The following is a 20,730-nucleotide window of genomic DNA, read 5'->3' as shown; positions in this document are numbered from 1 at the left end:
TTGCGGTCCAGCTTGCCGTTGGCCGTTACCGGCAGGCGCTCAAGGAACAGCAGGTGGGTCGGGACCATGTAGTCGGCCAGCCCGTGCCTGAGGTGCTCGCGCAGTTCGCTGCGCAGTGCGTTCTGCTGCTGCGGGTCGGCCGGTGCTTCGCCGACCACCAGATACCCCGCCAGCTGCTTGCCACCCGGCCCGTCGATGTCCAGCACCACCGCCTCGCGCACGCTCGGGTGCTCGAGCAGGCGTGTCTCGATCTCGCCCAGTTCGATGCGCAGGCCGCGGATTTTCACCTGGTGGTCGAGACGGCCCTTGTACTCGATCACCCCGTCCGCCCGATAACGCGCCAGGTCACCGGTGCGGTACAGGCGACCGCCGCCTTGGGCCGTGCTGTCGAAAGGGTCCGGGACGAAGCGTTCCGCCGTCAGCGCCGGGCGCCGGTGATAACCGCGGGCCAGGCCGACGCCGCCCAGGTACAGCTCACCGGCAGCTCGTGGGGCGACACTCTGCAAACCGGCGCCGAGGATGTGCGTCTTCAGGTTGTCGATCGGGCGGCCGATCGGCACACCGCTGTCGCTGCCTGGGCGGCAGGTCCAGTGGGTGACGTCGATGGCCGCTTCGGTCGGGCCGTAGAGGTTGTACAACTGGGCGCCGGGCAACCGTGCCAGGGTCTGTTGCGCCAGCTCTGCGGGCAAGGCTTCGCCGCTGCACATCACGCGCTTGAGGCCGCTGCAGCGCTCGACCTCGGCGCTGCCCATGAACGCCTGCAGCATCGAAGGCACGAAGTGCAGCGTGGTCACCGCGTGCTGCCTGATCACCTCGACCAGGCGCTGCGGATCACGGTGTTCGCCCGGTTGTGCCACCGCCAGGCGTGCGCCGACAAGCAGCGGCCAGAAGAACTCCCAGACCGAGACGTCGAAACTGAACGGGGTCTTCTGCAACACGGTATCGCCGGCGTCCAGGCCATAGGCCTTCTGCATCCAGCACAGGCGGTTGACCAGCGCCCGATGGCTGTTGCCCGCGCCCTTGGGGCGGCCGGTGGAGCCGGAGGTGTAGATCACGTAGGCCAGGTTGTCCGGGCAGGTGTGGTGAACCAGGTTGGCCTCACTGTAGCCCGCCAGCGGCTCAAGCAGCAGCGGCTGCACACCCTCGGGCACCGGCAACTGCGCCAGCAGGTGGGCTTGCGTCAACAGCAGGCCGATGCCGCTGTCCTGCATCATGTAGGCCAGGCGCTCGGCGGGGTATTCCGGGTCCAGCGGCACATAGGCGCCACCGGCCTTGAGAATGCCCAGCAGGCCGATGACCATGTCCACGCTGCGCTCGGCGGCAATGCCCACCAGCACGTCCGGCCCCACGCCCTGCTCGCGCAGCTTGTGCGCCAGCTGGTTGGCGCGCCGGTTCAGCTGGCCATAGCTCAGGGCCTGATCGGCAAATACCAGCGCCGGGGCATCCGGGGTGGCGGTGACCTGGGCTTCGATCAGTTGCTGCAGGCACTGCTCGACCGGGTAATCGGCCTGGGTGCGGTTCCAGTCGTGGAGCACCTGTTGTTGCTGGGTGGCATTCAGCAGTGGCAGCTCGGCGATGCGCTGCTGCGGCTGGGCGACGATGGCGGCCAGCAGGCCCTGCCAGTGCCCGGCGAGCTGGGCGATGGTGGCTTCGTCGAACAGCGCGGTGGCGTAGGTCAGGAACGCGCCGATGCCGTGCTCATGCTCGAGCGTGTTCAAGGCCAGGTCGAACTGGGTGGTATGGATTTCCCAGTCGAGCGCCTCCAGGGTCAGGCCTGGCAGATGCCGTGCTTGGCCACGCCCCTCGCTGGCGTGGTTGTGCATCACCTGGAACAACGGGCTATGACTGAGGCTGCGCTCTGGCTGCAGGGCTTCGACCAGTTGCTCGAACGGCAGGTCCTGATGCGCCTGTGCGCCGAGCCCGGCCTGGTGCACCTGCTCGACCAGCGCATCGAAGGTGGTGGTCAGGTCGAATTCGGCCTTGAGCACCTGGGTGTTGACGAAGAAGCCGATGAGGCCCTCGACTTCGCTGCGATTGCGGTTGGCGATCGGGACGCCGACGCGGATATCGTTCTGCCCGCTGTAGCGGTGCAGCAGGGCCTGGAAGCTTGCCAGCAGCAACGTGAAGAGGGTCACGCCCTGGCGCTTGGCCAACAGCTTCAGCGCATCCGCCAGCGCATCGGCGAGGGTGACGTCGAAGCGCGCGCCTGCCGGGCTCTGCACCGAGCCACGCGGGCGGTCCAGCGGCAATTCGAGCACAGGTTGTTCGTCCCCCAGCCGCGCCGTCCAGTAGCCCAGCTGCTTTTCGCGCTCGCCCGCTTCCATCCATTGCCGTTGCCACAACGCGTAGTCGGCATACTGCACCGGGAGCGCCGGCAGTCGCAGTGCCTGCCCGGATCTGGCAGCTTCGTAGAAACGCACCAGCTCGTCGACCATGATCGGTGTCGACCAGCCATCGGAGACGATGTGGTGCAAGGTCAGGACCAGCACATGGTCATCCGCCGCCAGGCGCAGCAGCTTGACCCGCAGCAAGGGGCCTTGCTCCAGGTCGAATGGCTGTTGAACTTCCTGCTCCACCCAAGCCTTGAGTGCCGCAGTGGCATCGGCACCGATGCCCTTGAGCGTTTCGATCACCAGCGCGAAGGGTGCCTCGGGGTGAATCACCTGCACCGGTTGGTCACCGTCGAGGTGAATGGTAGTGCGCAGGGTTTCGTGTCGAGCGATCAGGCCGTCGAAGCTGGCCTGCAACGCCTTGAGGTCGAGATCGCCCTTCAGGCGCAGGGCGACCGGAATGTTGTAAGCGCTGCCCTGGGGGTCCATCTGCCAGAGAAACCACTGCCGCTGCTGGGCGTAGGACAGTGCCAGGACCTCCTCCGGCGCCCTCGCAGGGATCGGCGCGACTCCGTACAAGTTGATTCCCTGACGCTTCAGGAGCATGGCCAGAGCGTGACGCTCTTTGGTGGACAACGATTTGACGGAGTCGAGCAACGCTTGCACTGATGTATCCCCTATGAAATCAGTTCATCAATTTCCTCCGTGGTTAGACGTTTGAGCGCCTCTAGCGATTTAGCCAGTTCTGCCTGAATCGGATCGATTTGCTGATTTTTCTCTTCGAGGCAGCGTGAGAAATCCTCCAGCCGGGGCTGTTCGAACAGTGCCTTCAAGGTGGCGTCGATGCCCGTCGCCTCACGAACGCGTACGATCACCTGGGTGGCAGACAGCGAATGGCCGCCCAGGGCGAAGAAGTTATCCGTCACGCCCACCTGGTCGAGTTTCAGGACCTCGGCCCAGATCGTCGCAATCTGTTGCTCCAGCTCGCTGCGCGGGGCCACGTAGCTGTCCTGCAGCACGCTTGCGTCGGGTTTGGGCAGGGCTTTGCGGTCCAGCTTGCCGTTGGCCGTTACCGGCAGGCGCTCAAGGAACAGCAGGTGGGTCGGGACCATGTAGTCGGCCAGCCCGTGCCTGAGGTGCTCGCGCAGTTCGCTGCGCAGTGCGTTCTGCTGCTGCGGGTCGGCCGGTGCTTCGCCGACCACCAGATACCCCGCCAGCTGCTTGCCACCCGGCCCGTCGATGTCCAGCACCACCGCCTCGCGCACGCTCGGGTGCTCGAGCAGGCGTGTCTCGATCTCGCCCAGTTCGATGCGCAGGCCGCGGATTTTCACCTGGTGGTCGAGACGGCCCTTGTACTCGATCACCCCGTCCGCCCGATAACGCGCCAGGTCACCGGTGCGGTACAGGCGACCGCCGCCTTGGGCCGTGCTGTCGAAAGGGTCCGGGACGAAGCGTTCCGCCGTCAGCGCCGGGCGCCGGTGATAACCGCGGGCCAGGCCGATGCCGCCCAGGTACAGCTCACCGGCAGCTCGTGGGGCGACACTCTGCAAACCGGCGCCGAGGATGTGCGTCTTCAGGTTGTCGATCGGGCGGCCGATCGGCACGCCGCTGTCGCTGCCTGGGCGGCAGGTCCAGTGGGTGACGTCGATGGCCGCTTCGGTCGGGCCGTAGAGGTTGTACAACTGGGCGCCGGGCAACCGTGCCAGGGTCTGTTGCGCCAGCTCTGCGGGCAAGGCTTCGCCGCTGCACATCACGCGCTTGAGGCCGCTGCAGCGCTCGACCTCGGCGCTGCCCATGAACGCCTGCAGCATCGAAGGCACGAAGTGCAGCGTGGTCACCGCGTGCTGCCTGATCACCTCGACCAGGCGCTGCGGATCACGGTGTTCGCCCGGTTGTGCCACCGCCAGGCGTGCGCCGACAAGCAGCGGCCAGAAGAACTCCCAGACCGAGACGTCGAAACTGAACGGGGTCTTCTGCAACACGGTATCGCCGGCGTCCAGGCCATAGGCCTTCTGCATCCAGCACAGGCGGTTGACCAGCGCCCGATGGCTGTTGCCCGCGCCCTTGGGGCGGCCGGTGGAGCCGGAGGTGTAGATCACGTAGGCCAGGTTGTCCGGGCAGGTGTGGTGAACCAGGTTGGCCTCACTGTAGCCCGCCAGCGGCTCAAGCAGCAGCGGCTGCACACCCTCGGGCACCGGCAACTGCGCCAGCAGGTGGGCTTGCGTCAACAGCAGGCCGATGCCGCTGTCCTGCATCATGTAGGCCAGGCGCTCGGCGGGGTATTCCGGGTCCAGCGGCACATAGGCGCCACCGGCCTTGAGAATGCCCAGCAGGCCGATGACCATGTCCACGCTGCGCTCGGCGGCAATGCCCACCAGCACGTCCGGCCCCACGCCCTGCTCGCGCAGCTTGTGCGCCAGCTGGTTGGCACGCCGGTTCAGCTGGCCATAGCTCAGGGCCTGATCGGCAAATACCAGCGCCGGGGCATCCGGGGTGGCGGTGACCTGGGCTTCGATCAGTTGCTGCAGGCACTGCTCGACCGGGTAATCGGCCTGGGTGCGGTTCCAGTCGTGAAGCACCTGTTGTTGCTGGGTGGCATTCAGCAGTGGCAGCTCGGCGATGCGCTGCTGCGGCTGGGCGACGATGGCGGCCAGCAGGCCCTGCCAGTGCCCGGCGAGCTGGGCGATGGTGGCTTCGTCGAACAGCGCGGTGGCGTAGGTCAGCGTTACCGCGATCCCCGCCGCGTGCTCCACGGTTTCCAGGGTCAGATCAAACTGCGCGGTCCTGCGCTCCCAGTCCAGGGTCTCGACAGTCAGCCCAGGCAGTTGCCGAGCCTGCCCGCGTGCTTCGGTCTGGTGGTTGTACATGACCTGGAACAGCGGGCTATGGCTGAGGCTGCGCTCGGGTTGCAAGGCTTCGACCAGTTGCTCGAACGGCAGGTCCTGATGGGCCTGGGCGCCAGCGACGCGTCGCTGAACCTGCTCGAGCAGGTCAGTGAAGGTCGTGCCCAGGTCGAATTCGGCCTTGAGTACCTGGGTGTTGACGAAAAAGCCGATCAGGCCTTCGGTTTCCATACGATTGCGATTGGCCGTGGGTATGCCGACCCGGATGTCGTTCTGCCCGCTGTAGCGATGCAGCAGGGTCTGGTAGCTGGCCAGCAGGAGCATGAACAATGTCACGCCCTGATCCTGCGCCAGCTGTTTGAGGGCGGCGCACAGTGCATCCTCCAGGGGGATATCCAAGCTTGCCCCTGCCCGGCTCTGCAAGGCCGGCCGGGGATGGTCGGTCGGCAGTTCCAGGACCGGCTGTTCCCCCCCCAGCTCGGCCTCCCAGTACGCCAGCTGACGCTCCAGCTCGCCCGCTTCCAGGCATTGGCGCTGCCAGATGGCATAGTCGGCATACTGGATCGGCAGGGCCGGCAACGATGCTGGCTGACCGAGGCGAAGCCCCTCGTAGCTGCGGATCCACTCGTCCAGCAGTATCGGCATCGACCAGCCATCGGAGACGATATGGTGCATGACCAGGATCAGTACGTGATCGGCCTCGTCCACCTGCAGCAGCCTCACCCGCCACAGGGGCGCCTGCCCCAGGTCGAAGGGTTGGCCGGCCTCTGCTTCGATACGCCGTTTCAGGCGCTCGGCGAAATCCCCCGCCTCTGCAAAAGGCTCCCGAACTATTTCCACCCGCACGCGTGGATCAACGACCTGAACAGGCTGGTCAGCGTCCTGGGCAAAAGCAGTACGCAGGCTTTCATGGCGTTGAACCAGGTCTTCAAGGCTGCGCTGCAGCAGGTCGCCATCCAGCGCCCCCTTGAAACGCACGGCCATGCTGATGTTGTAGGCCGCGCTCTGCGGCTCGAACTGCCAGAGAAACCACTGTCGCCGCTGGGCGTACGACAGGCCGATGGGGCCCCATTCGTAGCGTATCTGCGGGATCGGCAGCCGAGCGAAGCTCATGCCTTTGGACTGCATTTTTTCAAAAAATTGCTTGCGCTGCTCCAATGGCAGATGCAGGAACCGTTTAACCAGCTCGATGTTCTGGGCCGTCATTTCAAACACTCTCCAGTTCTGCCAGGAAATCACTCAACTCATCGACGTCTGCTGCACTGGCAGGCGCCAGGCCAGCCATCGTCGCCACGTAGTCCGCCAGTCGTCCGGCAGCGAACAGGGCCGAAAGCGGTACCTCCAGCCCCAGCAGCAACTGCACGCGCTGGGTGGCCTGCACAGCCAGCAGCGAATGCCCGCCCAGCTCGAAGAAGTTGTCGTTGAGGCCGACCCTTTCAAGCTTCAGTACATCGGCCCAGATCGCCGCAACGTCCTGCTCCAGCGGGGTTTGCGGTGCGACAAACAGCTGCTGCAGCTGCGTGACATCAGGGCTGGGCAAGGCCCGCCGATCGAGCTTGCCGTTTGCCGTAAGGGGCAGCGACTCCAGAAACACCTGGTGGGCGGGCACCATGTGCTCGGGCAACGTCGCTTTAAGGTGCTCGCGCAGGCTGTCGCGCAACGCTGCCGTGGGTGCCTGGGCAGGGATCAGATAGGCAACCAGTTGCGTACCGCTTGGGCCATCCAGGGCGAGCACCACCGCTTCGCGGACTTGCGAATGCTCCTGCAGCCTGGCCTCGATCTCGCCCAGCTCGATACGGAAACCTCGGACCTTCACCTGATGATCGATGCGCCCCGCATACTCGATCGCACCCTGCATGCGATAGCGTGCCAGATCGCTGGTGCGGTAGAGCCGACCACCGCCCTGCTCGCTGCCATCGAATGGGTCGGGTACGAAGCGCTCCGCGGTGAGCGACGGACGCCGGTGATAGCCACGGGCGAGACCGGCCTGGCCAACGTGCAGTTCGCCATGACAACCGGGCGCGGCGATGTTGAAGTCAGCATCGAGCAGGTACAGCGACTGATCCGGAATCACCTCACCGATGGGGCTGACGCCATCGCGCTGCAGATCCTCGCGACACACTGGCCGATAGGTGACGTGCACGGTGGTTTCTGTAATGCCGTACATGTTGATCAAGGTCGGCTGGCTGTCGCCAAAGTGGTTGAACCACGGTGCCAGGCTCCCGACGTCCAGTGCTTCGCCGCCAAACACGATATAGCGCAGGGCAAGCTCGGCCTGACCCTGTGGCTGTGCGCAGGCGTGCGAGATCAGTTGCTTGAACGCCGAGGGTGTCTGGTTGAGTACCGTGACCTGCTCACGCACCAACAAGGCATGGAAGTCGGCGGGCGATCGGGCCACGTCCTTGGCCACGATTACTGCCTTGGCCCCATGCACCAGCGCACCGAACAGTTCCCAGACAGAAAAATCGAACGCATAGGAATGGAACACGCTCCAGACATCCTGGCTGTCGAAGCAGAACCAGTGCCGGGTTGCCTGGAACAGGCGCACGACGTTGTGATGGGGCAACAAGGTGCCTTTAGGCTTGCCGGTAGACCCCGAGGTGTAGATCACGTAAGCCAGGTTTGCCGGTTGCGTGAAGTTGACCGGATTAGCTTCGCTGTAGCCCGGGAATGGCTCCAGGAGCAGCGGCTCGACACCCTCGGGCAGCGGTAAGCGGGCGAGCAGATGTGACTGGGTCAGCAACAGGTTGATACCGCTATCGCTCATCATGTAGGCCAGGCGATCCTCTGGATACTCAGGGTCCAGCGGCACATAGGCGCCTCCCGCCTTGAGGATGCCCAGAAGGCCGATGACCATTTCCAGACCACGATCCACAGCGATCCCTACCATTACATCTGGCCCCACGCCCTGCTCGCGCAGCTTGTGCGCCAGCTGATTGGCGCGCCGATTGAGCTGTCTGTAGCTGAGTGTCCCCTCACCCGACACCACCGCGATGGCCTCCGGCGTCCGCGCGGCCTGGGCTTCGATCAGCTGGTGCAGGCATTGATCGGGGCGATGATTGGCAGGCGCCCGATTCCAGTCGTGGATGATTGCCTGGCGCTCCTGTGCGTCGAACAAAGGCAGTTGAGCGATCACCTGTTGCGGGTCCTCGACCAGCGCCTGCAACAACGTACCGAAGTGGCGGGCGATCTGCGCGATGCTTTCCTGAGTGAAACACTGCCGGTCATAGCTGTAGTGCACCGACAGCTGCGCACCTGCGCTAATCGCCAGGGTCAGCGGCACGCTCGACTGCTCATGGCCGTGCACGTTGCCGAACGCGAGCCCGGCGGGTGCACTCTGCTGCAGCGCATCGCCGACCGGGTAGTTCTCGAACACCAGCAGGGTATCGAACAGCCCTTCACCACCCGATCCGGCCCAGCGTTGAATCTCGTACAAGGGGCTGTGCTCGTACTCGCGCAGCGCCAGGTTCTGCGCCTGCAGTTGCTGCACCCACTGCGCCACACGCTGCTGCGGGCGCGGGCTGGCGGCCACCGGCAAAGTGTTGATGAACAGCCCCAGCTGTTGCTCCACACCACGCAGCTCTGCCGGGCGACCGGACACCGTCGCGCCGAAGCTCACGCACGATTGCCCGGTGTAACGCTGCAGAAGCAGTAGCCATGCCGCCTGCACCAGGGTATTGACGGTCACTCGCTGCTGCCGGGCAAAGGCACCCAGCGCCTGCGTCTGCCGTTCGCTCAAGCGCTGCTGGTGTTCGCCGTAGCCTGCGCCCAGCCCGGCTTTGTCCTGACGCATGGCCAGCGCCAGGCGCGTAGGCTCACTCAGCTCATGCAGCTGCTGCTGCCAGAAGGCTTGGGCCTGCACGGGGTCCTGGCGGTGCAGCCATTGGATGTAGTCGCGATAGCGGCCCGTCAGCCCGCTGTTCGGCAGCCCGGCGTAGGCCTGGAGCACCTCACCGAGCAACTGCGCATTGCTCCAGCCATCCATCAGAATGTGATGGCTGGTGAAGACCAGATGGCAGGATGCTTCGCTGGTGCGGATCACCGCCAGACGCAGCAGGGGGTCATGCTGCAGGTCGAAGCCCTTGCGCAGGTCTGCATCGGCCCAACGGCCCAGGGCCGCGCCCTGCTCGGCGACGCCCACCCAGTCCAGGTACGTGAACGGCAGCTCGAGCTGCTTGCGGATCACCTGCAGAGGGTGCTCGAAGCAGGTCACGAAGTTGGCCCGTAGCACTTCATGGCGGTCGACGGCGGCCTGCCATGCGAGCCTGAAGCGTGGCACATCGAGCCCTTTGACGTCGACGCGCATCTGGTTGATGTAATGGCCGCCGCCTTGCTCGAACAGGCTGTGGAACAGCATGCCCTGCTGCATGGGTGCCAGGGGATAGAGGTCTTCGATTTGCGCCGCCGGGATCGGCAGGCTGTCCAGCTGGGCCTGGGTAAGCCCGGCCAGCGGAACGTCCGAAGGGGTCAGACCCGCCTGGGCATCCTCCAGGCAATGGGCGACGATCGCCTCGAGCTCGGCGGCAAACTGGTCGGCCAGGTGTTGCACCGTACCGACGTCGAACATGTCGCGGCTGTAGGTCCACTCAAGGCTCAGCTCACCGGCATAGACCTGACCATTGATCGACAACCAGTTGTCCAGCGGCGCCTCGTGGCTCTGGCTGGCCCCGGCGCTTTCGTCGGCTGGCACCAGGAATGCCGGGGCCTCGGCGCCGGAGGCCGGCGTGAAGCTGCCGTCGAACTGCCCCAGGTAGTTGAAGGTGATGCGTGGGGGCGGCAACTGCGCAAGCGCCGCTCGAGCCTGGTCATCACCCAGGTAGCGCAAGGCACCGTAGCCGATGCCTTTGTCCGGGATCGCCCGCAGCTGCTCCTTGATCCGCTTGATCGATGCACCCAGTGTCTGCTCCGGGCTCAGCCGTACCGGGAACACGCTGGTGAACCAACCCACGGTCCGCGTGAGGTCCAGGGTATCGAACAAGTCTTCACGACCATGCCCCTCCAACTGCACGAGCACGTCGCTGCGCTGGGTCCAGCGTGCGATGACGCGGGCCAGCGCGGTCAGCAGCAAGTCGTTGACCTGCGTCCGGTAGGCAGCAGGCGCCTGTTGCAGCAGTTGCCGGGTACTGACCGCGCCGAGACGGGTGCGGGCGGTGCCGACATGCATGCCATGCAACGAGCCACCCGGGTTGTCGCAAGGCAGTTCGGCATCAGTCTGGTCGAGTTGCGCCTGCCAGTAAGGCAGCTGCGCCTGCAGCGATTCGCTACGTGCGTAGGTCTGCAGGTGGCCGGCCCACGCTTGGGTCGAGCTGGTCTTGGCGGGCAGGTCGAGTGGCTGGCCGGCGTGCAACTGGCTGTAGGCGGTTTGCAGGTCTTCGAGCAGCACACGCCAGGAGACCCCGTCCACCACCAGGTGATGAATTGCCAGCAACAAGCGCTGGCTGCCATCTTCGAGGGTTGCCAGCAATGCCCGCAGCAAAGGGCCACGCTGCAGGTCGAGGCTGCCTTGGACTTCATCGCACAACGCTTCGAGGGCTTGGGCATCGGCCACCGTAGCCTGCCAGAGCAGACCTTGCTGTGGGTCGGGCGAGCCGTAATGTGCCGCCCACTCGCCCGCTGCACAATCGAAGCGCAGGCGCAGCGCATCATGGTGGATCACCAGGGCCTGAAGGGCCCGTTCCAGCACCTGGCTGTCGAGCGCCTGGCCTGCCTTGAGCAACAGCGCCTGGTTCCAGTGGTGGCGCTGGGCAATGTCCTGCTCGAAGAACGATTGCTGGATCGGCAGCAGCAGCGTCTGGCCAGTTGCAGCCGTCTGTTCGATCATCAACCCACCTTCGTCCCCTTGCCGGGCGACTGAGGCCAGCCCTTGAACGGTCTGGTGCTGGAACAGCTCTTTGGGGGTGAAGCGAATGCCCGCCTGACGGGCGCGGCTGACCACCTGGATCGAAATGATGGAATCACCACCCAGTTCGAAGAAGTTGTCCGACAGCCCCACCTTGTCGACTTTCAGCACATCCGCCCAGATCCCGGCAATGGTCTGTTCCAGCGCGTTTCGAGGTGCGACGTACACCTGCTGCAGCTGGCTGACGTCAGGCTTGGGCAGGCCCTTGCGGTCCAGCTTGCCATTGGGCGTGAGCGGCAACGTGTCGAGAAATACCAGGTGGGTGGGCACCATGTAGTCCGGCAAGGTCCCCTTGAGGTGATCGCGCAGCGCGCTGCGCAGCAGGCTTTGCCCCTGCAGGTCGTGAAGTTGCACATCCGCGCAGACCAGATACGCGGCCAACTGCTTGCCCCCTGGGCCCTGGATGTCGATGACCACGCTTTCGCGCACTGCCGGATGACCCTGCAACCGCGCCTCGATCTCGCCAAGCTCGATGCGAAAACCACGGATCTTCACCTGATGGTCGATACGGCCCAGATAGTCGACCAAACCGTCGGCCCGGGTGCGGGTCAGGTCACCGCTGCGGTACACGCGCTCGCCGTTCGCAGCGAACGGGTCGGGGACGAAGCGTTCGGCGGTCAGGCCTGGGCGGTCGAGATAGCCACGCGCCAGGCACAGCCCGCCAAGGAACAACTCGCCACTGTGGCCCAACGGCACCAGGTTGAGGCTGGCGTCGAGGACATAACTGCGGCGGCGCCCGACCAGTCGGCCGATAGGGGCATAGGCCGCACCGCAGGCATCGCCTGGCGACGCGTTCCAGAGCAGCGGTGTCACCACGGTTTCGGTCGGCCCGTAGCCGTTGAAGATGTATTGCGGGCGCAGCGCCTGCCAGGCCAGCTCATAACCGGCTTGCGGTACGGCATCACCGCCAAAGCAGTAGATGCGCACCGGTGGCGGGTTGCCCACGCGCAGAGCATGCTCGGCCAGCTGTTGCAGATACACCGGCGGGAACACCGCAATGGTCACGCCATGCCGGTGCATTTCGGCGTAGGCCTGCTCGGGCAGCCACAGGCTGTCATCGCGCACCAGCACACTGGCGCCGTTGATCAGCAGGTGCATCCAGGCCTCATGGGCACCGTCGAAGGCGAATGACATGAAGTGCAGCTCGCAATCCTGCGGGCCGGTTTCATAGCGCTCACCGTTGGCCAGGATGTGCGAGGCCAAAGGCCCATGCGCCACTGCAACACCCTTGGGCATGCCGGTCGAGCCGGAGGTGTAGATCACATAGGCAAGGTTGTGCCTGGACAGCGCCACCTCGGGTGGCGTGTCCGGGCCTTGCTGCCAGGCAGCCGGCAGGTCCACCGCCAACGTTGGCAAACCCTCGGGGATCGGCAGCGTGCCCAGCACATCGCTCTGGGTCAGCACCAAGGCGGCGGCGCAGTCCTGCATCATGTAGCGCAGGCGGTCCTGGGGATAGGCGATGTCCAGCGGTACATACACGCCACCTGCCTTGAGTACCGCCATGAACGCCACCATGATGTCGGTAGAGCGGCGCATGGCGATGACGACCCTGACCTCGGGGCCGACACCTTGCTCGATCAGGCGGTGCGCCAGGCGATTGGCCTGTGCATCGAGCTGGCGGTAGCTCAGGCGTTGATCGTCGAAGCGGATGGCGACGGCGTCCGGCGTGCGGGCGACCTGGTCGGCGAACAGTTGATGGACGAAACGGTCGTCCGGATAGTCGTCGCCGGTCTGGTCCCATGCCGCCAACAGCTGCTCGCGCTCCTCGCTGCCCAGCATCGCCAGCTCGGCGACGCGCTGCTGGGGTTGACGCACGATGTCGGCCAGCAGGTTGCACCAGTGCTGCGCCAGCGCCTCGATGCGCGCACGGTCGAACAGCGACGTGGCGTAGACCAGCGAGGCGCCCAGGCCGTCGGCGTGCTCGAAGGTGTCAAGGGTCAGGTCGAACTGTGCGGTATAGCGCTCCCAGGCCAGGCCTTCAACTTCCAGCCCAGGCAAGCTGCGCGCTTGCCCCTGGGGTTCGGTCTGGTGATTGTAGAGCGCCTGGAACAGCGGGCTGTGGCTCAGGCTGCGTTCGGGGTGCAGCGCCTCGACCAACTGCTCGAACGGCAAATCCTGATGAGCCTGGGCCGCCAGGGCGGTCTGGCGCGTCTGTTCGAGCAGCTGGCTGAAGGTGGTGTGCAGGTCGAAGTCGGCCTTGAGCACCTGGGTATTGACGAAGAAGCCGATCAGGCGCTCGGTTTCCAGGCGATTGCGGTTAGCGATCGGTACCCCCACGCGAATATCGTCCTGGCCCGAATAGCGGTGCAACAGGGTCTGGAAACTGGCCAACAGCAGCATGAACAGGCTGACGCCCTGCTGCTGGGCCAATGCCTTGAGCGCGTGCACGAGGTCGCGATCCAGGTCGATGGCGACGCTGGCACCGGCAAAGTCCTGGGTCACCGGGCGTGGGCGATCGCCAGGCAGTTCAAGCACCGGTTGCCGGTCTCCCAGCTGGCCTTTCCAGTAGGCCAGCTGGCGCTCCCGCTCACCCGCCTCCATCCACTGCCGCTGCCATACGGCGTAGTCGGCGTACTGGATGGGCAGCTCAGGCAGCTCGACTGTTTGCCCACTGCACAGCCCTTGGTACAACTGCACCAGCTCATCGACCATCACCGGCATCGACCAGCCGTCAGAGACGATATGGTGCAAGGTCAGTACGAGGACATGGTCATCCTCCGCCACGCGCAACAGTTTTACCCGCAGCAACGGCCCGTGCTCCAGGTCGAAGGGGCATTGCGTCTCTGCCTCGACCAGGCGCTTGAGCAGCGCCGCCTGCTCATCCCCCTGGCACAGTTCGACCCCCTCGCTTGGCAGGTTGAACGGCTGCGGCGGATGGATCACTTGCAGGGCATGGTCACCCGCCTGGCGGAAGGTCGTACGCAGGGTCTCGTGTCGCGCGATCAACGCTTCAAAGCTCAGGCGCAGTGCTTCTACATCCAGATCGCCACGCAGGCGCAGAACCGTGGCCATGTTGTAGGCGGTGCTTTCGGGTGCCATCTGCCAGAAGAACCACTGCCGCTGCTGGGCGTAGGACAAGGCTAACGGCTGCGCGCGGTCGACCGGCTGCAACGCCGGGGCCGGCGCGTCCGTCCCTTGCCCGGTCAGCGCCACGAAATCAGCCAGCACCGGGGCTTCGAACAGCGTGCGCAGGGGGATTTCCAGGCCCAGTACCTGGCGGATACGCGAGGTGACCTGGGTGGCCAGCAACGAATGCCCGCCCAGTTCGAAGAAATGATCGGTCAGACCGATGCGCTCAACCTTGAGCACCTGCGCCCAGATAGCCGCGATCTGTCTTTCGCGTTCGCTGCGCGCGGGCACGTAGGCAGGCTGGTCGCGGCCCAGGTCGGGCTTTGGCAGCGCCTTGCGGTCAAGCTTGCCGTTAGGCGTCAGCGGCAACTCGCTGAGGAACATCAGGTGCGCCGGCACCATGTAGTCCGGCAATGCGGCCTTGAGGTGGCTTGCCAAGTTTTCGCGCAACGCATCCTGCTGCTCGACACCGCCCTCTATCACCAGGTAGGCGACCAGTTGCTTGCCGGTGGGCCCGTCGATGTCGATCACCTGCGCTTCGCGCACCATGGCGTGCTCTTGCAGCCGTGCTTCGATCTCGCCCATTTCGATGCGCAGGCCGCGAATCTTGACTTGATGGTCGATGCGCCCCACATAGTCGAGAACACCATCGACGCGGTAGCTCGCCAGATCGCCGGTACGGTACAGGCGCCCGCCGCCGACCGGGTCGAACGGGTCGGGAATGAACCGCTCGGCGGTCAACCCCGGGCGGTTGAAATAGCCGCGGGCTAGGCAGCCCCGGCCACCGATCAGCAATTCGTTCACCCAACCGACCGGGGCCAAGGCCAGGCCATCGTCACAGACGTACGTCACCCTCCCCCCCACCGCTCGGCCGATGGGCACAATGGCCTTGCCACCGGCACCGGGCTGCAAGCCTGCGCAGTCCTGCACCGTGGTTACCACGGTCGCTTCGGTAGGCCCATAGGTATTGAGCAGACGAGCCTGCTGCAGGCCACTGGCGTACCAGTCGCCCAGGCTTTCCATCGGCATGGCTTCACCGCCCACGTGCACCTGGCGCAGCGACGCGCAGGCGCCGGCGGGCAGCTTTTGCGCAGCCAGCATGCGCCAGTAGGCGGTTGTCAGGTCCGCCACGGTGATGCCGTGGGTAACGATGGCCTGCTGGAGGGTTTCAATGTCCCACAGCTGCGGTCCACGCATGACAACCCGCGCACCGCAACACAGGGCCGGGTACAGCTGCTCGACGAAGCCATCGAAGTTGACCGTGGCGAACTGCAGCACCCGATCACTGGCGTCGAGCCGCGAATAATCGGCCGCCACGCTGCAGAACACCGACAGTTCCCGATGAGCGACGGCCACACCTTTGGGCTTGCCGGTGGACCCGGAGGTGTAGATCACATAGGCAAGGTTGTCGGCGACGGTGAGGTTCACCGGGTTAGCTGCGCTGTACGGGGCCAGCCATTGCTCATCCGCCTGCATCTGCAGGCAGGTCACTGCCGGGGGAATCGGTAGCGTCGGTGTCAGGTGAGGCTGGGTCAGGAGCAAGTGAATGCCGCTGTCCTGCATCATGAAACGCAAGCGTTCCTGCGGGTATTGCGGGTCGAGCGGCACATAGGCAGCACCGGCCTTGAGGATGCCCAGCAGGCCCACCACCATGTCCAGGCTGCGTTCCACGGCGATGCCGACACGCACATCCGGCCCCACGCCCAGTTCGCGCAACTTGTGGGCCAGCTGGTTGGCGCGGCGGTTGAGTGCCTGGTAAGTCAGCGCCTGATCATCAAGGACCAGCGCTGTGGCCTGCGGCGCGCGCTGGGCCTGCGCCTCGAACAGCTGGTGCACGCCAAGGTCTTCGGCGAAACGCAAGGGGGCCGGGTCGACGGCCTGGGCTGCCAGCTTGTGCTGTGCGGCTGTGAGCAGAGGCAGCTCGGCGACCGGCAATGCCGCCTCACTGGCCAGTGCACCCAGCAGGTTGACCCAGACCGATGCCAGGCGCTCGATACGCTCGACGTCGAACAGGTCCGATGCATAGCCGAAGGAGGCGATCACGCCATCGCTGCGTTCGAGGGTGTCCAGCGACAGATCGAACTGCGTGGTGTGCTCGACCAGCTCGACCTCCTCGACGCTCAGCCCTTGCACGCTGTCGCCGGAGACCCGCTCGCCAAGATTGCTCAGGTGGTTGTACATGACCTGGAACAGCGGGTTGTGGCCCAACCCCCGCTCGGGTTTGAGCGCTTCCACCAGTACATCGAAGGGGATGTCCTTGTTCGCCTGAGCCTGCAGGGTGGTCTCTTTGACCGCCAGCAACAAGTGGCTGAAAGACTGCAACGGGTCGACCGCCACGCGCGCGACCAGCGTGTTGACGAAGAAACCGATCAGCCCTTCCAGCTCAAGGCGATTGCGGTTGGTCACCGGGATGCCGATGTTGAGCGTTTCGCGCCCGCTGTAGCGCGACAGCAGCAGTGCGAACGAAGCCAGGAACACATGGAACAGCGTGGCATTGGCGGCAACCGCCAAACGTTGCAGATCGGCCGTGAGCGCGGCAGGCAGCAGCACATCCACGCGCCCGCCACGATAGCTTTGGGCCTGAGGCCGAATACGGTCGGCGGGTAGCTCGAGTACTGCAAAATCGTCTGCCAGCGTGGCTTTCCAGAATGCCAGCTGGGCCTGCAGCTCCCCCGAGGCCAGGCGTTCACGCTGCCAGGCGGCGTAATCGGCGTATTGCACCGCCAGCGCCTGGCGTTCAAGCGGCTGCCCGGTGGTGTGGGCGTTGTAGACGCCCGCCAGCTCGCGGACCATGACGCTCATGGACCAGCCGTCCGAGACAATGTGGTGCAACAGCACGGTCAGCACCTGCTCCTGCGGCCCCCCCTGGAACACCTTGACCCGGATCAGCGGACCCTGCTCGAGGTCAAAGGGCGTGAGCGCTTCTTCCTGTATGCGCTGCTGCAGCGCCCGGCCATCCGCCGAACTGAGGTCATGGAATTCAATGATTGCCGACGCTGCGGGCAGTATGCGCTGGCGGGGAATGCCGTCATGCTCCTCGAAGACCGTGCGCAGGGATTCATGGCGCATGACCAGTGCATCGAACGCGGCCTGCATGGCGGCCCGGTCCACCTCGCCGTGCAAGCGTATGGCCAGGGGGGTGTTGTAGGCGGTGCTTTGCGGGTGCAGCTTCCAGAACATCCACTGGCGATACTGAGCATGCGAAACCTGCAGCGGCAGCGCCCGGTCCAGGACCTGGATATCGCCCCCGGCGACCTGCTCCAGGCCTTGCAAAGCCTCGGCAAAACTGGACAGGTCGGCAGTGTCGAACAGCACCCGCAAAGCCACGTCCAGGCGCAGTTGCTGCCTGATCCGCGAGACCACCTGGGTAGCCAGCAACGAATGCCCACCCAAGGCGAAGAAATTGTCGTCGAGGCCGACCTGGGTCTGTTGCAGCACGTCGGCCCAGATGGCCGCGACCTGCATTTGCAGGGGTGTTTCGGGCGCCCGGTAAACGGCCGTGACAGCGACCGGTTCAGGCAGCGCCCTGACGTCGACCTTGCCGTTGAGGGTCACTGGCAGACGCTCCAGCAGCATCAGGTAATGCGGCACCAGATGCTCGGGCAAGGCCCGCTTCAGCGCTGCCCGAATGCTGTCGACCACGGCTTGACGGGCTTCGTCCTGTGCAGCCCAGTGCTGCGGGACCAGGTAGGCGGCCAGCTGCCGATCGGCGTCTTCGCCAACGACTCGCACAACGGCGCTTTCGATGCCCGGCAACTGCCGCAGGCAGGTATCGATCTCGGCCAGCTCGACGCGATAGCCGCGGATTTTCACCTGGCCATCGATACGTCCGGCGAAAACCCGTTCGCCGTCAGCGTTCAGGCGTACCCAGTCGCCGGTACGGTACATCCTCGCACCCTTGCAGCCACTGGGGTCGGGCACGAAGCGCTCGGCCGTGAGCGCCGCCTGGCCCAGGTAACCACGAGCAAGCCCTGCACCGGCGATATAGAGCTCCCCTCTGGCCTTGCCGGGCACGGGGTTAAGGCAACTGTCCAGCGCATGGGCGCGCAGGTTTTGCAGGGGTTGGCCGAGCAGCGGCCGCTCCTGCAGGGCATGAGTAAGCACACCGACCGTGGTTTCGGTGGGGCCGTAGTGGTTGATCACCTCGAGGCCGGGCGCCAATGCCTTGATCCGGCTCAGAAGTGCTGGGCTACAGGCTTCACCCCCAACCACCAGGCAACGCCGCGGCAAAGCCTGGGCACCCGCAGCGAGCATGGCCTGCAAGTGCGAGGGGACGATCTTCAGTGCATCGATGGCATGCGTCTGCAGGTAGGCGGCGAAGACCTCGGCATCGAGCACCGTCTCCTTGGGCAGCATGTGCAGGGTCTTGCCGTAGCACAGCGCACCGAACAGCATGGTGTGGCCAAGGTCGGCCGCCGGCGTGGTGACCATCGCCAGGCTACCGATCTCGTCCATTGGCAGGCGTTGACTCACGCCGCGCACATAATTGACCAAGGCGCCATGGCTGACCGCGACGCCCTTGGGCTTGCCAGTGGTGCCGGAGGTGTAGATGACATAGGCAAGGTTGTCTGCACCCACCGCCACCTTGGGCGCCGAAACCGAGGGGTAGTCACCTTCCACGTCGATTGCCGCAACGCCTTGCGGCAGGCTGATCTGCCCGGCTCGGCCAAGTACCCAGCTGACCGCGCTATCGGCAAGCATGAAGTCGATGCGCGACTGGGGCTGCTCAGGGTCCAGCGGCAGGTAGGCCGCCCCAGCCTTGAGCACGGCCAGCATGGCGATGAGCATTTCGCAGGACCGGTCGGCCACCACGCCGACCCGCTGGTCCACCTGTATGCCACGCGCCAGCAGTACCTGAGCCAGGGCATCCGAGCGTGCCTGCAAGGTGGCATAGCTTAGCCGACCGGCGTCGCCGCTCGCTGCCAGGCCCTGCAGGTTGTGGCTGGCGGCCGTTTCAATCAGGTGATGGATGCACAACTCAGGCTCTGGCGTTCCGGCAGCTTGCTGCTGCTCCCCGTGCGACGCCTGAGTCGCCAAGGGCAGCTCGCCAACCGGGGTGGCGGACGGTTGGCTCAGCCCGTCGAGCAGTCGCAGCCAATCCTCGCCGAAACCAATGATGGTGGCTTCTTCGAAGGCATCCAGCGCATAGGTGAACACAGCATGCAGACGCCCGGCGCTTTCGTAGGTGTCGAGGGCAAGGTCGAAGCGAGCGCTGTGCTTGTCCAAGGCGACTTTTTCCAGCGTCAGCCCGTTACCCAGGCGGACCTGACCGGCGTCGGCGATAGCCGCCTGATGGTTGAACAGCACCTGGAACAACGGGCTTTGCGCGCTGCTGCGATCGAGTTCAAGCGCCTCGACCAGGCGCTCGAACGGCAGGTCCTGGTGCGCCTGGGCTCCCAGGGCGGTGTCCTTGACCCGGCCGAGCAGCTGGCTCACGCTCATGAGCGGGTCGATATCGGTATGCAGCACCTGGGTGTTGATGAAGCAGCCGATCAAGCCCTCGACTTCTGTACGGTGACGGTTGGCGACCGGAACGCCGACGCGGATTGCGCGCTGGCCACTGTAGCGTTGCAGCAGCAGCTTGAACGACGCCAGAAGCACCATGAACAGGGTGACGCCCTGGGCACTGGCCAGCGCCCTGAGGCGCCCGGCAAGCGCCGGATCGACCTGCAACTCGCGCCGCGCACCGCGGTGGCTCGGTGCCCCGACACGTGGATGGTCGAACGGCAGTTCCAGTACGGCATGATCATCGCCCAGCTTGTCGCGCCAGTAGTTCAGCTGACGCTCCTGTTCACCGGCTTCCAGCCAGCTGCGTTGCCACAGCGCGTAGTCTCGGTACTGGATGGGCAGAGCCGGCAGGGTCGCTTCGCTGCGCTGACAGGCCGCATCGTACAAGCGCACGAACTCGTCGATCAGCACGTTCAGCGACCAGCCGTCGGCAACGATGTGGTGCAGGGTGAGCAGCAGCACGTGCTCGTCGGTGGCCAGTTGCAGCAGGGTCACGCGCAGCAGTGGCCCCTGCAGCAGGTTGAAAGGTGCCTGCGCTTCGGCTTCAGCCAGAGCCGCGACACGGGCCTCGCGCTGCGCCACCGCCAGGGCGGTGAGGTCATGCTCGACGATGGCGACGGCCTGTGCGGCGACAACTTCCTGGTACAGGTGCTCGCCCTGGGTGCGCAGGCGCGTACGCAGGCTCTCGTGGCGCGCGACCAGGCGATCGAACGCCTGCTGCAGGGCTGCGCGGTCGAGCTCGCCCTTCAGGCGCACGGCCATGGGCAGGTTGTAGGCCGCGCCCTGCGGGTCCAGCTGCCAGAGAAACGACATGCGTCGCTGGGCGTAGGACAACCCGTCGCGGTCATCGCAGGCGACATCGGCAGGGATCGGAAACACGGAAAAGTCGACGCCCTCTGCCTGTAGCCCAGCCAGGAACAAACGGCGTTTTTCCGGCGGCAGTTCGATAAAGCGGCGAGCGAGTTTCAACGAGTTTTCGGCATTCATGCGATGCGTCCTTAGCGATAGGAAGCGGGACCACAGGGCCCAGTCATCCCTCAAAGACGAAACAACCGCGAGCTGATTTAGCCAAAGCCCCGGC

At 65.2% G+C, this 20,730-nt stretch carries 3 protein-coding genes; all 3 read right to left on the bottom strand.

Features of this window, described 5'->3' with window-relative positions:
• Positions 1-2,996: amino acid adenylation domain-containing protein (locus LU684_RS25225; protein ID WP_232895179.1), on the bottom strand; the 2,996-nt coding region annotated here is incomplete at its 3' end.
• Positions 2,997-3,007: 11 nt separating this feature from the next.
• Positions 3,008-6,379 (bottom strand): non-ribosomal peptide synthetase, encoded by a 3,372-nt coding sequence (locus tag LU684_RS25220; RefSeq protein ID WP_232895178.1) that lies wholly within the window; start codon positions 6,377-6,379, stop codon positions 3,008-3,010.
• 1 nt (position 6,380) lies between these two features.
• Complete coding sequence (locus LU684_RS25215) at positions 6,381-20,636, bottom strand: non-ribosomal peptide synthase/polyketide synthase (protein WP_232895177.1); 14,256 nt, start codon at positions 20,634-20,636, stop codon at positions 6,381-6,383.
• Positions 20,637-20,730 lie beyond the last annotated feature (94 nt).

Source organism: Pseudomonas sp. NMI542_15 (genome assembly GCF_021283425.1).
GTDB lineage: Bacteria > Pseudomonadota > Gammaproteobacteria > Pseudomonadales > Pseudomonadaceae > Aquipseudomonas > Aquipseudomonas fortuita.
Note: the sequence above shows the minus strand (reverse complement) of the source record. Positions and strands in the feature narration are given on the sequence as shown.